General features: G+C 41.9%; 14 protein-coding genes. All 14 read left to right on the top strand.

What is annotated here, in order from left to right:
• Positions 1-33: 33 nt before the first annotated feature.
• Entirely contained in the window at positions 34-528 is a 495-nt protein-coding gene (locus DFQ00_RS12640; RefSeq protein WP_110896827.1) for a hypothetical protein, read from the top strand.
• Between the two features lie 167 nt (positions 529-695).
• Positions 696-1,649 (top strand): stalk domain-containing protein, encoded by a 954-nt coding sequence (locus DFQ00_RS12635; RefSeq protein ID WP_244213814.1) that lies wholly within the window; start codon positions 696-698, stop codon positions 1,647-1,649.
• A gap of 73 nt (positions 1,650-1,722) precedes the next feature.
• Positions 1,723-4,098, top strand: coding sequence for a CARDB domain-containing protein (locus DFQ00_RS12630; RefSeq protein WP_110896826.1), 2,376 nt, complete (start codon positions 1,723-1,725; stop codon positions 4,096-4,098).
• Positions 4,099-4,554: 456 nt separating this feature from the next.
• The gene (locus DFQ00_RS12625; protein ID WP_110896825.1) at positions 4,555-4,992 is read left to right on the top strand and encodes a prepilin peptidase; all 438 of its coding nucleotides are present in this window, start codon (positions 4,555-4,557) and stop codon (positions 4,990-4,992) included.
• Positions 4,993-5,122: 130 nt separating this feature from the next.
• A complete protein-coding gene (locus DFQ00_RS12620; RefSeq protein ID WP_110896824.1) occupies positions 5,123-5,689 on the top strand; it encodes a hypothetical protein in 567 nt (188 codons plus the stop codon).
• Between the two features lie 61 nt (positions 5,690-5,750).
• Positions 5,751-6,413 carry a hypothetical protein gene (locus DFQ00_RS12615; protein ID WP_110896823.1) on the top strand — a complete coding sequence of 221 codons (663 nt, stop codon included), beginning with the start codon at positions 5,751-5,753 and terminating at the stop codon, positions 6,411-6,413.
• Positions 6,414-6,504: 91 nt separating this feature from the next.
• Positions 6,505-6,858, top strand: coding sequence for a hypothetical protein (locus DFQ00_RS12610; RefSeq protein ID WP_110896822.1), 354 nt, complete (start codon positions 6,505-6,507; stop codon positions 6,856-6,858).
• Entirely contained in the window at positions 6,855-8,108 is a 1,254-nt protein-coding gene (locus tag DFQ00_RS12605) for an FtsZ/tubulin family protein (protein ID WP_110896821.1), read from the top strand. The genes DFQ00_RS12610 and DFQ00_RS12605 overlap by 4 nt, the downstream gene beginning before the upstream one ends.
• 116 nt (positions 8,109-8,224) lie before the next feature.
• A complete protein-coding gene (locus DFQ00_RS12600; RefSeq protein ID WP_146236161.1) occupies positions 8,225-8,854 on the top strand; it encodes a hypothetical protein in 630 nt (209 codons plus the stop codon).
• Positions 8,855-9,119: 265 nt separating this feature from the next.
• A complete protein-coding gene (locus tag DFQ00_RS12595) occupies positions 9,120-10,169 on the top strand; it encodes a replication-relaxation family protein (RefSeq protein ID WP_167433693.1) in 1,050 nt (349 codons plus the stop codon).
• A gap of 42 nt (positions 10,170-10,211) precedes the next feature.
• Positions 10,212-10,697, top strand: a complete 486-nt coding sequence (locus tag DFQ00_RS12590) for a hypothetical protein (RefSeq protein WP_110896818.1) — start codon at positions 10,212-10,214, stop codon at positions 10,695-10,697.
• 9 nt (positions 10,698-10,706) lie between these two features.
• Entirely contained in the window at positions 10,707-12,239 is a 1,533-nt protein-coding gene (locus tag DFQ00_RS12585; RefSeq protein ID WP_110896817.1) for a type IV secretory system conjugative DNA transfer family protein, read from the top strand.
• A 65-nt stretch (positions 12,240-12,304) separates the two neighbouring features.
• The gene (locus DFQ00_RS12580) at positions 12,305-13,123 is read left to right on the top strand and encodes a S1 RNA-binding domain-containing protein (RefSeq protein WP_244213813.1); all 819 of its coding nucleotides are present in this window, start codon (positions 12,305-12,307) and stop codon (positions 13,121-13,123) included.
• Between the two features lie 14 nt (positions 13,124-13,137).
• The gene (locus tag DFQ00_RS12575) at positions 13,138-13,842 is read left to right on the top strand and encodes a hypothetical protein (protein ID WP_110896816.1); all 705 of its coding nucleotides are present in this window, start codon (positions 13,138-13,140) and stop codon (positions 13,840-13,842) included.
• The last annotated feature ends 377 nt before the right edge of the window (positions 13,843-14,219 follow it).

Below are 14,219 nucleotides of genomic sequence, written 5' to 3'. Positions count from 1 at the left end.
TTGTAATGTAAAAAAATGTTGGGAGGAAAAGGTATGTCAGATGTTACGGTTAGGCATTGGAGACGGGTCAATTACTTTGTAATGTGCGTACTTTTGTCTATAGGGATTGGATTGGCAATTCCTTCTCTGAAAGAATTCTATATGGAAGCACCAGACGAATTTTGGAGTCGTATTACAGTATTATATTCTTCTATCGCATGTGTTGCTTTTGGAATCTATACAATTCTCTTATTTGCGCTTCAAATAGAACCGATACCGCTAATAAGAAAAATATTCCTAACTTTGAGATTTACTTTTCTGGCTCCATTTGTGCTGATATCAATTCTTTGTCTGTATGAGTTTTTGTGGCTAACAGTAATTCTATTGTTTGTATTAATTAGCATGTGGGCACAAGTTTATGAATCCCTCCATCACGGGATATGGAAGGACCTCTTCTTCAGTATTAAATATGGAGTGAAGGTAGCATGCTTCTCTTTTTCACGCTTACGTTCATTCAGGAAAGTTGAGAAGATTGAAGATGAGGAATAATTAATGAAAAAACGAACAAAAGTTCTTGATACTTCTTGATTCTGGAAGTATAATGGAGTTAGCCCAAAAAGTAAATCCTACCAATTTCATATATTCTAGTTTAATAACCCCTTAACAGGGGCTATTTTTAGTTTATAGGGATATTTTGGATTTGCTTTGTTTGGCGCATGCAAGTAGAAGAACACTGGTTAAAGCATTTATTCTTAAAATACATTGATGAGGTGAAGAATATGTGGAAAAAGAAAGTGTCTATTGCGTTTTTGTCAGTAATGATGTTGTTTGGAACTACTGTCTCAGTATCGGCAGCTCAACAAAATGTGAGCGTAAAGGTCGATAGTAAGCGGGTTTCTTTCCCTGATGCTCAACCTTATTTTGAGAGCAGCAGAGTCATGATTCCAGTACGATTTGTGAGCGAGTCTCTTGGGGCTAAGGTATCTTATGGCAAAGAGTCTTCAGGTAACAAGGTTAATCGTGTCGTGACGATTAAGCTGGGTGACAAGGTGATCTATATGACGGTAAACAGTTCGAAGGTGCTGGTTGGAGAACAAATCATTACGTTGGATGTACCGGCTCGTTTACAGGAAGAACGTGTATACGTTCCATTACGGTTTGTATCTGAAGCGCTAGGAACACAGGTTAAATGGAATCAGGCTCAGAAGCTGGTGAGTATTAGCACGGGAGCTGAGATCAAGGAGCCGGAACCAGATACTGAGGTTGACAACATGTATGGTGATTTTCAGTTCAAGGATGGATTTGATGATCTTGCAAAAGCATTGTTCATAAATAATACTAAGGTAACTAATGGGAAATTGACCTTTACTGTTCCTAAGGGGGCAACCGCTACCTATTGGACAAATGATATGGCCAGTACAAAACTTGTTTCTGGTAAAACCTATACGTATGCTCTGGGAGAAAATAAAGGTTCGATTTCAATTAACTTGGTTTACCCAGGGAAAAACGAACAAGAGGGCTATTCTCTTTTCTTAGATAGTAAAATAAATGCTGATATGGCCGCCAAGTTCGGTTCAATTACAGATGATGCTATTGTAGCTCTCGCTACAAATAAAGGGATTGGTGCTACAACCTTAACCAAAGTTATCTTAGCCGCGAAAGAGTTGTAACTTTATCAATAAACAAATCAATAATGAAGGGTCTGCATATTATGCAGGCTTCTTTTTTTTAAGGAGAGGACAAATGAGAAAGATTAAGATTGTAGTTATAACCGGAATACTATTTCTTTCAATTTTTACTGTAGCTTTTGCAACTAATTCACCGATGATTAAAAAGTTTGTTCCAGCATTGACCTATGATTCGTCTGGGAATCATTTGTATGGGTATATACCAGTTATAGGGCAAAACTTAGAGCGTCCATGGCAATTATCAAGATGGACCGCTTCTTTTAATTTCTCTGATAAAAGTGAAACGTTAATTGGAAATTATGATGTTTTTAATGTGAAACGTAAGCCTGATGATCCTAAATTCGATAAGGATAATGGATTTGGGCTTACTTACAGAAGTGAAGATGGGCTGGGTGCACTGTTTGACGCAATAATGAAGGATCAGTCAATTGACAGTAAACAACTCAATTATTATAGGAAAACTTTCATCTCATTAGCTAGCGATTATAGCGGAGAGCATCCGTATCTCTACACACTGGAGAACAACATGCAGTTAGTCAGAACAGCAGGGATCGTCCAAAGAATGGGAGCACAATTTGATCACAACCAAAAGTTATCAGAGGAAAATTATGTTGCACATTTCAACGTTTCCAGATGGCCGGAACTCAGCATCACTCAAGGTAAGCAAGTTGTCATAAAGTTGTCTGCCTATGGATACACGGAGCGTAATGTCCGGCTGGTCGCTGTGAAAAAGGGAGACTTTCCCGAAATGAGCAAAGTTGTAAGTCTCACGGATGGGAAACTACTTCGGGCGAGTGATCCAACCTATACTGATACGATTAAATTCAACGCTAAGGACATTGTTAAAGTGTTGGGTACAGAAGTGGATATCATTCTCGAAGACGGCTATGGTCGAACAGCGATCAAGTCTGTGACCTTACCAAAAGAAGATCAAAACATGGACTATGTGCCGACCAAATTGACACTTACCGATGGAGGGCAGCTCTGGGTCAAGTATAGATACAATGGAGAGGAGATTATTCCATCGGACTATATGAGTGAGCGCGGAATGCCGATGACAGCTAAGGTGAAGATAGGAGGAGCTGCAACTGCTGAATTTTCGTTGCCATCCATGAACGAAAGCATTCCAAAGAGCCTTAAAGACGGACAAGAACTGAGCTATTTGCTTGGTAAAATAGAAATCAGTGATGATCCAGGCAAGTATTATATTAAAGTGGATGCAACGATCAACAATCCTAATCATCAGGATCGGGCGTTAGAAGCGCCTTCCAAAGCGTATGATAACAACAGTATTCATGGTGAGTGGCGCATCGAACGAAAGGGAGCAGAAAATGACCTCATTGCCCAATCCATTACCGCCAGCCCATCTGCACTAACATTAGGACAATCTTCCACCGTAACGGCTAAGGTGAAAAATGTTGGAGGTACGGACGTTTCCAATGTCTTGATTCGATTTATTGAAGATGGCCAGAAGACGATTTATGAGACACGTAAGACCATGCCAGCCAATACACCGATTACTGTAGGCGGTTTTAAATGGACAGGAGATGTTGGAATACACAGTTTAACTGTTGTGGTTGACCCCGATAAAGAGAAACCTGATAAAGACCGTACAAACAATGTTGCCATAACAGGCTGCTCAGTGAGTAAGAATGGTGGCGATGCCTATTGTGATACGACCAAGCCTACAACAAGTTGGGACGTTACTTACCCGCTTATTACGGGATACCCAACCAAGACACGAACCGTGAGCTGGACAGATTCAAAGGGAAATACGAGAACAAGTAGCGAAAGTTATGTCGATTACAGCGATCCGATTTGGGAGAATCGGAAGGTGACGTATAACGAGAAATTGACTGTTAATGCAGAACTGGATACAAAGCAAGGAATTGCTACAGACCCTAAAAAACCGAAAGACGAAGATCGGGAGAGTCGTGGAAGCTGGGAGATCATCCCTTGGGCAAAGGAGAAGAAGCTGAATCCTAATGAGGTTACTCGTGCCGGTTATGGTGTTGAAATCAAAGTTCAAACAACGTATACCACGGACTGGGAAACGAAAGTGCCTAAAGGTTTGGAAGGAACCGCAAAGCCGATTGGTGGAGAACTAAAAGGTCCAACAGAAGTGAGAGCATATATTTGGGATAGTCGAGGGAAGTATGTGACCAGCATCGGTCTGGTAAAAACCAGTGGAAATGATAAAACAGCAACATGGGAACTGCCAAGGGAGCGTTTTAAATCGAAGTTTTTGGATATCTATGAGCGTAAATTCTATACCGATGTGAAAGCTCCTGATGGTGAATACACATTTAAAATCGTTGCAATGCATGCGGGACAGCATGATCTTTCTTCATGCTTCACGAAGAAGATCACGATATTCGGTAGTATGTACGATGATTGGCAAACCAAACGGGATACATCAGCGTGGTATTAATACAAGCAGTCTAAGGTTTTTACAAGAGGCTGCAGCTATAAAATAATATTGCATGTATGATTTTTCGTTTGTATAATAAGAATATAAGAAAGGGACGGTTGCACCCGTCCCCTGCAACAGCCGCTTCTAAGGGCGGTGGCTGTAAGTAGGTAAAAGAAATAGACTTATCTTACCAGGGGCGGTCTATTTCTTTTTGTTTTGATTATTCAATGCAATGACGATGGTTACGATCAGTCCAATCAGGGTACTGTAAACCCCGCAAAACTAATCATCAACGTCAGTACATCTTTCATCTCCACAGGCATCACCTCTCTTCAGGGAGACTAGCCGACCGCCCTTATGCCATTCTGTTGCATTTCCAATTATATCATAATCATTTATGAGCAGTCTCTTAGGAGGCTGCTTTTTTTATGCATAAAGTAGAAACAATTTTAACGAAGAGGAAGGAGAGAAGCATTGGAACTGTTGTGGATTGACTTACCGCTATTCGTGATTTTGATATGGGCAACGTATACCGATATAAAGAGCCGGATAATTCCTGATAGATTGGTTTTTAGCGGATTGTGCTACTTCCTTGTAATAAGGATAGGGTATGCTGATCAACCGTATTTTCATTACTTGCTTGGTGTGATTGCAGGAGCGGGCATCTTATATATCTGTGCATTAATTCGACCGGGTTCCTTTGGTGGCGGGGATATCAAGTTGCTGGCCGTTGTCGGGGCCGCTTTGGGGTGGCATGAGAGCCTAATTTTCCTTTGCTTATTGTTAGGCATAGCCGGGTTATTTGCTATAATTGGGCTGCTAATTAGTAGAGATAATAAGAGACAGATCCCGCTGGCCCCATTCTTCCTGACAGCATTTCTGCTCATATATCACTTCAAAGTCAATTTATAAATGTGCTATAACTACTGTTGATTTCAAAATTTTACAAAACTCTGTACAAAATAGCGATCATGAGATTATATCGGATGGTAATATATAACATAGATGGGGCCTCGTCAATGAATTCAAAGGAGATTGGATGATGTTAAAAAAACTTAGTTTTTTGAGTATTGTTCTATTAATGTTTGTAGTCACTGTACTACCTGCATCTTCTTTTGCTGATTCAAGTTATAAGCACATCACAGTCACAGAAACTAAAAGTACAGTACCTATTGTAGTTCCTACAGAAAATTATAGTTATGCCGAGTATGAGATTGTACTTGATAGAGAATTGGAAGCATCCAATCACAGTAGCAAGACTTCGGATAGTATTATATCTCCAATGAGTTCTTCATTCGGGACAGTGGTTGTAACCTGCAGTAATGATAGACAAAGGGATGTAAAATGCGACTATTCTGTAAGAGCATTCAGCGGTTATATGTCATACGCAGATATATCTATTACTTTTCCCGGTCATGAAACCATTGGTGGGGGAACACACAGAACTACGTATCAGTTAGGCGGTGTTAAATCATTTAATGGTCAAGAAGTGAATACGTATTTTGCACCTGGTTCATATAGACCTTACTTGTCGGGAAGAATCCTAACTCATGATGGATGGGCGACAATCACACAAGTATTTGCAACAGGTTATGTAGATATTAGTTAGTTTTGTAGCGATAGTGCCTCTTTAGGCACTATCGCTAGATCTTGTTAAAGGAGGACATGTAGTGAACTGGTGTACTAAGGATATTCAAAAGCATACCTTTGTGGAGTTGAGGGATAATGAAGAGTTATCAATTGATCGCGTTCATTCTACAAGTACATTAGATGAAATTTCATATATTTCGCAATACTACTGTTTGAAATCTCTGTCAATGGGGAAAAATGCATTCCTTCAGATTCCGATACATGATACCGAATGCTATGAAACTGTAATGGGACAAATTGTTCCGCATTTTAGTGATGTGAGAATCGTAAAATATTCCAACGAAATTACTGAAGTGAATTTAATGTCTATTAAAGAAAGCACTGTAAACATGATAAATGTTCTAATTGAGAACAATAACATAAATTCAGTAGCGTATGATATGTTTGGAGATAATTTTAACAATAGTGATCTCCCCAAAGAGATGTTTAATCTTGATTGGTATACAGTTAACTTACAAAAGATAGACAGACTCAATATGGACGAAAAACTACTGGATTTTTCTGTATTTCTACAAAAAACACATTTGGTAAATTATGATAGTTTTGCTGTTCAAGTTAATGATTGGTCCTTTAACGACACATTAAAGGATAGAATAGCTTTTAGATTCTTATGTACTTTGAGTCAAACGGTTCAGCTTGGAGTTGATAAAAATAATAAAGTGATAGATGTGCGATGTTTTTAATCAATCAGGACTACTTAGATAGAAATGAATCAAGCTCTCATCAAATTGATGAGGGCTTTTTTTATACAAAGAAGTGAGGGAGGGAAAATTAATGGCCTTAATGACTAGAGAAGCTATTTTAGAAGAGCTCTTAAAAGCAACCATTGCGAATGAAAATATGATGTGGATGCTTGCGGCTCTAAAAATGGCAGATCGGCCCGTCCAGAAAGAGCAATTGCGTGACGTCACCAATGAGCTTTATAAAAAGATTCATCCCGAAGTGGAGGAACTACCCATCCGATCAAGGCATTTGCTGGATGAAGCCGCCGCTATGTTGGAAGGGGCAGCACTCGTTCATGTAGCTGAAGTAGCAAAATCTAAGCGATATACACTGTCGCTACTTGGACAAGAAGTGCTGAATTACAGGCATGAGCGAAATTTAAAGGGGAAGGAAGTTAAACAATGAACATTAGCTTGAAGTATGGATTCTGGGGACTGGGAATGGGAGGGACATCCATTGCACATGCCTGTGCTGGTATTAAACTATCTGCTAAAAATGCACAACGTCCGTATACGGCTTTACTCGTTAATAGTAATGAGATGGATCTCCTGAAGCTGCCAGATTATCCGAACACCAAGAAGATGATTTTGCTGGGATATGAGCGTGGTGTAGGTCGAGATATTCATCTCGGACAAGAAGCCTTTAACACTCACAAAGTCGTCATATCGGAAACGGTGCAGAGCTACTTTAGTGATCGTGACTATATTTTTATCTCTTGTGGCCTCGGCGGTGGAACTGGAACAGGAGCAATTATTGAAGCGATTCGATTATTGCACACAACTGGTTTTGCAGGGCGCTTTGGTTTGCTACTTACCTTGCCACGCAGAAATGAGGGCCGGAAGGTATTAGACAATGCGTTGCAACGTCTGCAAGTCATTAAAAGAGCAATGCAGGGACTTGGAGCTATTGTCGTCGTGGATAATGAAAAGCTATTTCAAACTGGTTTGAATAAGAATCAAAGTGTGGAGGATTTCATGAGGTCCAGCAACCGTCATGTGGCTCGGCTACTCCATGATCTGAATACGGTGACTGCCAGCCACAAGCCATATGGCAGCTACCACTTCGATGCCTCAGAGTGGTTGAACATGCTCAAGACAGGAGGGTGTTTGCATATCGGGAAATGTACACTATCTGCCCAATCGGTTGACTTAGCATCTCCTGTGACTTATATGGATGTGTTAAAGCAGAGTGTGCTTCATGGAGAACTCTCGACCGGGTACGATCTGCAAGGGGCGACTAGCAGCGCAGTGAGTATCGTAGCCGATAGTTCAGCAGCAAAGAAATTGTTTACGCACTCTTTTGTAGAACAAATTCAATCCTTCCTTCATGAATGTACACCGATTCTGGACGAGAACCCTGTAGCAACCTATGTCGGGGATAAGCCAGGTCAGGTGACGATTTATACCGTATTTGCCGGACTCAATTTCCCGAACAGCGTAACGGAGCTGACAGAGGAGTTGGCAGAGCTGGAACGAAAGGCACAAGAGCGTAGCCAGCAAACAGATGAGATTGCGGTAGCTTTGGCTGGATTTAAGTCACAAGGGAAGAAAGAACAAGTTGACTTGGAAGCTTTGCTGTCGGATGAAGCCACTTCCTCAGCCCCTGACACAGATAATCCAAAAGACCCGTTCAGTTTTTTAGACAATTTGAAGTGATACGCTTCAACAAAAGACATGTGCGGCAGATACAGGGTGTTTACAAATGGAAGTTTTTAAATGTCCATAAACAAGTGATGCACATAAAAATTATAAAGGAGAATGGAGTGAAGCAGATGAGTCATATTCCAGACGAGAATGTAAAGTCTTCGGTTGATGAGATGTACAGACAGTACCTAAACATTGAAACCATAGAAGAATTGTACCGCCAAGCAGTGATGATGTCTCATGCATTGGGATGGGAACTATCTGAGCGTCGTCATTTATTGCCTGATCGGGAAGGGAACAATGTCGATCCATTAATCTATCCTCCATGTCATTTTCAGGAGTTGAGTATCGAAGGGAATCTAGTCTATCAATTTAACTATGAGGGAACACTGCCACTCTACATGAAAAACAAGCCGTATGAAGATAAAATCAGGTCTTACTATCAAGGTGCAATGATCGAAGCTCTTGAGGGACGAAGTGTATTGAAATTTGACCAGGCATTTATTTATGTATGTCATTTCTTTAGTAATTTACAAATTAGAGACTTGGATAATCGCAATCGAAGACATCTGATTAATGCAATACGATCAGCACAAATTATCGAAGATGATAGATGGGAATTCGTAGAAATAATGGATTCGGGTTATCTCGATCCTCAGAAACGGAATCGTATTGAACTATTCATAACAAGCCGCGAGAACGCAATGAATTTGGTTAAATATGTGAGGGATAAGATGAGAAATAATCCTGAAAATTAGGTGGTATACAACCCGATAGACGAGGTGGAGTAAAACCACCCAAAAAAGAAGTTGTTGAACAAGGGAGAAAACCTTGCTGTTATTGAGTTTTTCTTGATCTAAAGCCGGGCCAAAATGGGAAAAGTCATGGAGAGGCTACCGCACAACGCAGTTGAAAGGTAGACTCGGAATGACCGTCCCCAGCACGCCGTCTGAATCCAAGCCAAGCCTGGCTAAACAGAGCCAATACCCCAGAAGTAATTTCCAGCAGAAAGGAGGTTATCACATGCCAAGGCAACGTGAGTGGACAAAGCGGGATGTAGATATATTGTACGAATTGTACAAAGTGAGAGAGATGACAAAACAGCAGATTTTGCAGTCGTACTTTGAAGGGAACGAACGCTACGGGAGTAAGAGGCTGTATGTTCTACGAGGGGAAGGACTGGTTACATCCGAAATTCATGGAGGAAATGGACAAGGGGGAAAGCGAGTTCGAACTGCGTACTATCGTTTGGCAGCACGCGGACTGGAATTGCTGAGGAAGAAGGGAGTCGTAGAAGAAAGTAAGTACCGAGCGCGGGATCTGGAACTTACGGCTCAGCAGCGGCAGTACATCATTGATGCGAATGAACTTCATATACGCTTACCGGAAGTGGTTTATATGGACTCGCGTGTGATAAAACGAAAATATAAACTGAATCGAGGTAATTTAACAGTCGGTGGTTTCAGTAATGAACATGGCGATTATATGATCTTCATCCTGAACGCAGATGCGAAGGAAACGACATTGCAAAAAATTCTAATGGAAATCAAGGCAAAGAAGTACATTAGCGGGTATCTCGTATATTACAAGAGTCCGTCCGTTAAACGAGCTTTTGAAGCACTCTGTCATGAGCAGGCATTAGTGACTGGGGGCGTGCCGTTGTATATGCTTCCGTTTGATACGAAGGGGATTGAGATAACACGGCGGTATATTTTATCAACAAACGCATTTTCAAACCTGCAAGAGCTGTTGTCTTCACATGGCACGCTGACCAGAGTTAAAGAGGGAAGTAATAAGCACGGATTCCTATATGGAATGCGAAGAGAAGAGGGACTGATGACACCATATGTTGTTGAAATGATCACGGGCGACATCATGATTTTGAAACGCTGTTTACGAAATTACAACGTAGATGCATATCAGAGGGAGGGGCGTAGAGTCCTTCTTTTTTGTTATGAAGACGAGGTGCAGCGGTATAGAGACGAACTATTGAGTGTGACCTATGTGGACGTTATTGGCGTTCCGAAGATGGTTCTGGAAAGTTCTTTTGAAGGGCGTGATGCTATAACGTAATTCTGGGTTTAGACAAGAAGCATTTAAAAGGAGTTTTAAACTATGATTCGCTTCATATGGTTCTTGCTTACCCTCAGTGGGTGGGCTTATTTGTATTGGCGCACGCCAGAGTTGTCAGCATTTTGGATGTATTTTCCGGCTGGTATCAACTTTATTATGTACATCTATGGCTGGATGCTAGAACGAAATAACAATCTTATGTATTTCTTTGGAGGGTTGTTGTGGACGGGGAATGGTCTGAGCCTACAGCTTGGAGAGTATGTTCTCACATCAAAGGATTTTCCATTTTCAATGAGCGGGATGGTTCATACAGCTTTGATCGGTACGATGTTTATCGCAACTTTCCTCACATTCAGCAATTATAGGCTCGCACAGAGCTTGTTAAATCGAAGGGGGAACGTCAGTAAACAGCAACTCGTCCATGTCCGTCCGACAGCTAAAGATTACTATCTAAAGTTTAAACGTCTGTTTGTTCAGAATGAGGAGATTGTACTAAATCTGGGCGAAGAAATTCCAATGAAGGATTGAGGTGAGTGCATGATCAAATGGGGTGGGAGTGATATGTTTACCCATATGCTGGCGGTAGGTCCGACTCGCTGCGGGAAAACGGCGACTCTTCTCAAGCCGATAATCTATCAGCTCCTCCTGATGAAAAAGAAGGGTATCCCCTTAGGACTATCTGTTGTTGAGCCGAAAGGTGATGTCGCAGACATGGTCAATGAGATGTGCGGTGAAATGGACATGTCCTGCGTACACGTTGATCCTACATCTGATCACAGCGATCGTTTCCCAGTCATGAAGGGGGACGAGGACGATGTGGCTGAAGCAACGGTAACGGTGTTGAAATCCATGTTTGGCAAACAGGAAGCCTTTTTTGCCACGGTCCAAGAACTGGCGGGTCGTAACATCACGAAATTGTTGAAACGCTTGTACCTAGACGATGTAAACTTGGGGGATGTTCTTCGAACGATGCGAGATCAACGTATTCTGGAAGACAAGGTGCAGGAGCTGCGGTTCAAAGAAGGTGAATCCGATCTTGTCCAATTTTTTCAATCGGAGCTACTTGGAGCACAGAAGGAAAAGTACCAACAGTTTGTCATTGGTCTTCGTGCGCAGTTGGAGAACTTAACTTCTAATCGTCATTTGGAGCCGATCCTTATGGGACAGTCTGATTTTGATATGGACAGACATTTTGAAACAGGTGGTGTGCTGGCTGTTAATACAGCGATGGGGAAATTACGTAAAGCAGGTGATGCCTTTGGACAGTTTGTGGTCATGCACTTACAGAGCGGAACGTTTCGCAGACCAGGAACCGAGCGCACGCGCGTACCCCATGTGATGATCGTGGATGAATACTCCAGATACATTAATCCAGATGTGGAGTTATTCTTATCCATTGCAGCAGAATATCGGACAGCCGGAATATTTGCTACACAGTCCCTTGGCCAGCTTGAGGTGGAAGCAGGAAAAATCAATGCTAAAGCCATGAAGCAATCCATCTTAACAAGCTGCCGAAACAAAATTGCTTTTGGAGGCCTTGCTTATCAGGATGCGCTTGAATTCAGCCGGGAGTTTGGTAAGAAGCAGATTATTAGCAGACAAAGCACGTTTAAACAGCAGATATTACTACCGAACTTATTACCTGAGAATTTTAGAGATACGGAAAAAGAGGAAGATCGAATTTTTTATACACAGATGATGGATGGTTTACCCAAATTTCATTACGTAGCAAAGCTATTGGATGACGGAACTCCGTTGCCGCCCAAGATTGGAAAAGGGTCATTTGTTCCTCGTGATTGGAAGGAACGCCGGGAGTGGGAGGTACGAAAGAAGTTGTGGGCGTTTAAATTTGATTTTAAACGCAAGCCTAAAGTTTCAGATTCAAATCCAGAGCAGTCTGGGGTGGAAGACAGCATTTCTTCGAAACTGAAGTTTGTTCTTGCGGACTTGACTGACGAAATGATCCCCGACCCTCCTAACCCACATCTAGAAGAAGCGAAGCCAGAAGGTGGTTCTTCTCAGGATGAATCAATGCATGAACATGAAGATGATCTTGATCCGTTTGAGTAGCACCCTCACTGAATGTCAGTGAGGCTATTTATATTGCGAAAATGAATGCTATGGAGGTTATATACATGAGTGAAGAGTTGAAAAGAGTATTGATTGAAGGCTACAACGAAGAGAAACTGGAGCGAAACAGTTATGACGAAGGCTGGGCGCAGATTTATAGTGCGAAACAAAATGACTTGATTTTACAAGCTGACATGGTTGGTGTGGAAGTGAAATTGAACAAGTTATGCGGCGTAGTTCAAGTCGGTGATGTCCGAGGATTCATTCCGCAAGAATTTTCGGGTACAACGGATGCTCATGCTTTTCGGCGTTTGCTTGGTGAGCCAGTCGCTTTCAAAATCGTAACGTATGATCGGGACGGAGATACGTTTATCGCTTCCCGTCAAGCAGCGATTGAGCAGATGGAAGGGATGACGTGGAAATGGCTTGAACTAGGGGCGGCAATAACCGCCGTGGTACGTGCTGTTCATACGAAAGCCATGATAGTAGATATTGGTGGTATTGAAGTCGAAATGCCGGTTCAAGAGTTTGCCTATGGATGGACCGATGATTTGCGAGACGTAGTTCAAATTGGTGATCATTTTAAGGTTAAGGTTGTAGAGCTGGACAAAGAACAGAAGAAAGTGGTTATCAGTAAAAAGGCATTGGATAAGAGTCCATGGCCAGATTGCAGCAAGCGTTACAACACTCGTGGGGAATACATTGGAACCGTCTCCGGCGTTGTTGAGTACGGAGTTTTTGTTAATTTGGAACGGGGTGTAGACGCATTAGTACGTCACATGCCTTTTGATAAAGTCAAACGTGGAGATAAGGTGTTTATTAAAGTCATTAGAGTGGATCTGAAAAAACAACAAATCATGGCGAGAATTACTCGGAAGCGATAAGAGGAGGGGACCACATGGATAACATGGCAGGGGATCGGGCTTTGGCTCGTTCTCCTTTTTCTCTGTCTTTTAATTGGACATTTGTACCCACTGTTCTGGAGGAACCCATAGTTGCAGGTTATGCTCCTGTCAGGCTACCAACAGAGGGATTGGGTTTGCAAGCCATTGGACATATTGGTTGTATTGGCAGCGTGCAACTGGCACGTCTGTTTCACTGGAAACGGCATCAGATCCGACGAATGTTGGCTGAACAAAAGCTCGTTCAACATCAGTTGAAAAAGAATAAGAACACCATTCCCATTTTTACACTCGGCCCACGCGGTGTTGATCTTTTTAAAATGGATCAGCCTGTGAATAGCTGGCGGCACTGGAGCATTGAATCGGTATTGTGTAAACTGGTATTTTTTCAATTTTGTTGTGCGTTGCAAGAAAAACAAAAGGGTTTTCAAATACTTCCTGCAGCATGGCCTTTTACTGGGAAGGTGCAAATGGGAGAGCACATACGGTACGTACTTGTACTGCGAGGAACAGAGGATGTTGCTGCGCTAAAAAGAGAGTTACGACATTGCTCTCAACCTATCATTGTCCTCTCGGAAAATCTTGAGAACGTGTTCCCATACAATCATGTACTGATCGCGGCACATTTGTTGCTCGATCAGGATTTAAGAGAGGATTATAAATTTATGCGTCAGCGAGCAGGGGAATGGCAGCGATCTTAAAATACATGGTTGCTTGTACTACTCATAAACATGTGCTAGAATGAAATTGTTAATTTTTCCATCCCTAAACTCCCACATTGCTGGAGACATGGGTCATACCCTACGCTATGATTCTGCACTTCACAAAGTTGCTAACAGTAGGGTAACTTGTATCGAAAGAACAAGTTAAGTAGATTACCTCAACCTACATCTTCGTGCTGAAGACAGTTATGAAGAGAGGAAAAATGTAGGACAAAAGGCAAAGGCCAATGAAGTTCCGTAACTCCCGTTTGCTGGAGAAAAGGAATGAAGAGTACCGAAAGGCTCTTGGAAAAGCATTGTTACTGAGTTTTAAAAGCCGATTTTTGCATGGATTCGTCCGTGCGGAGATCGGCTTT

This window comes from Paenibacillus barcinonensis (assembly GCF_003217495.1).
In the GTDB taxonomy this organism is placed as follows: Bacteria; Bacillota; Bacilli; order Paenibacillales; family Paenibacillaceae; genus Paenibacillus; species Paenibacillus barcinonensis.
This window is presented reverse-complemented; position numbering and strand designations above follow the sequence as displayed.

Excerpts from the sequence above, each read along its gene's own strand:
- DFQ00_RS12605 (WP_110896821.1), top strand. The coding sequence starts at position 6,855 with ATGAACATTAGCTTGAAGTATGGATTCTGGGGACTGGGAATGGGAGGG.
- DFQ00_RS12610 (WP_110896822.1), top strand. The coding sequence starts at position 6,505 with ATGGCCTTAATGACTAGAGAAGCTATTTTAGAAGAGCTCTTAAAAGCA.
- DFQ00_RS12585 (WP_110896817.1), top strand. The coding sequence starts at position 10,707 with ATGATCAAATGGGGTGGGAGTGATATGTTTACCCATATGCTGGCGGTA.
- DFQ00_RS12600 (WP_146236161.1), top strand. The coding sequence starts at position 8,225 with ATGAGTCATATTCCAGACGAGAATGTAAAGTCTTCGGTTGATGAGATG.
- DFQ00_RS12640 (WP_110896827.1), top strand. The coding sequence starts at position 34 with ATGTCAGATGTTACGGTTAGGCATTGGAGACGGGTCAATTACTTTGTA.
- DFQ00_RS12635 (WP_244213814.1), top strand. The coding sequence starts at position 696 with ATGCAAGTAGAAGAACACTGGTTAAAGCATTTATTCTTAAAATACATT.
- DFQ00_RS12575 (WP_110896816.1), top strand. The coding sequence starts at position 13,138 with ATGGATAACATGGCAGGGGATCGGGCTTTGGCTCGTTCTCCTTTTTCT.
- DFQ00_RS12580 (WP_244213813.1), top strand. The coding sequence starts at position 12,305 with ATGAGTGAAGAGTTGAAAAGAGTATTGATTGAAGGCTACAACGAAGAG.
- DFQ00_RS12590 (WP_110896818.1), top strand. The coding sequence starts at position 10,212 with ATGATTCGCTTCATATGGTTCTTGCTTACCCTCAGTGGGTGGGCTTAT.
- DFQ00_RS12595 (WP_167433693.1), top strand. The coding sequence starts at position 9,120 with ATGCCAAGGCAACGTGAGTGGACAAAGCGGGATGTAGATATATTGTAC.
- DFQ00_RS12620 (WP_110896824.1), top strand. The coding sequence starts at position 5,123 with ATGTTAAAAAAACTTAGTTTTTTGAGTATTGTTCTATTAATGTTTGTA.
- DFQ00_RS12630 (WP_110896826.1), top strand. The coding sequence starts at position 1,723 with ATGAGAAAGATTAAGATTGTAGTTATAACCGGAATACTATTTCTTTCA.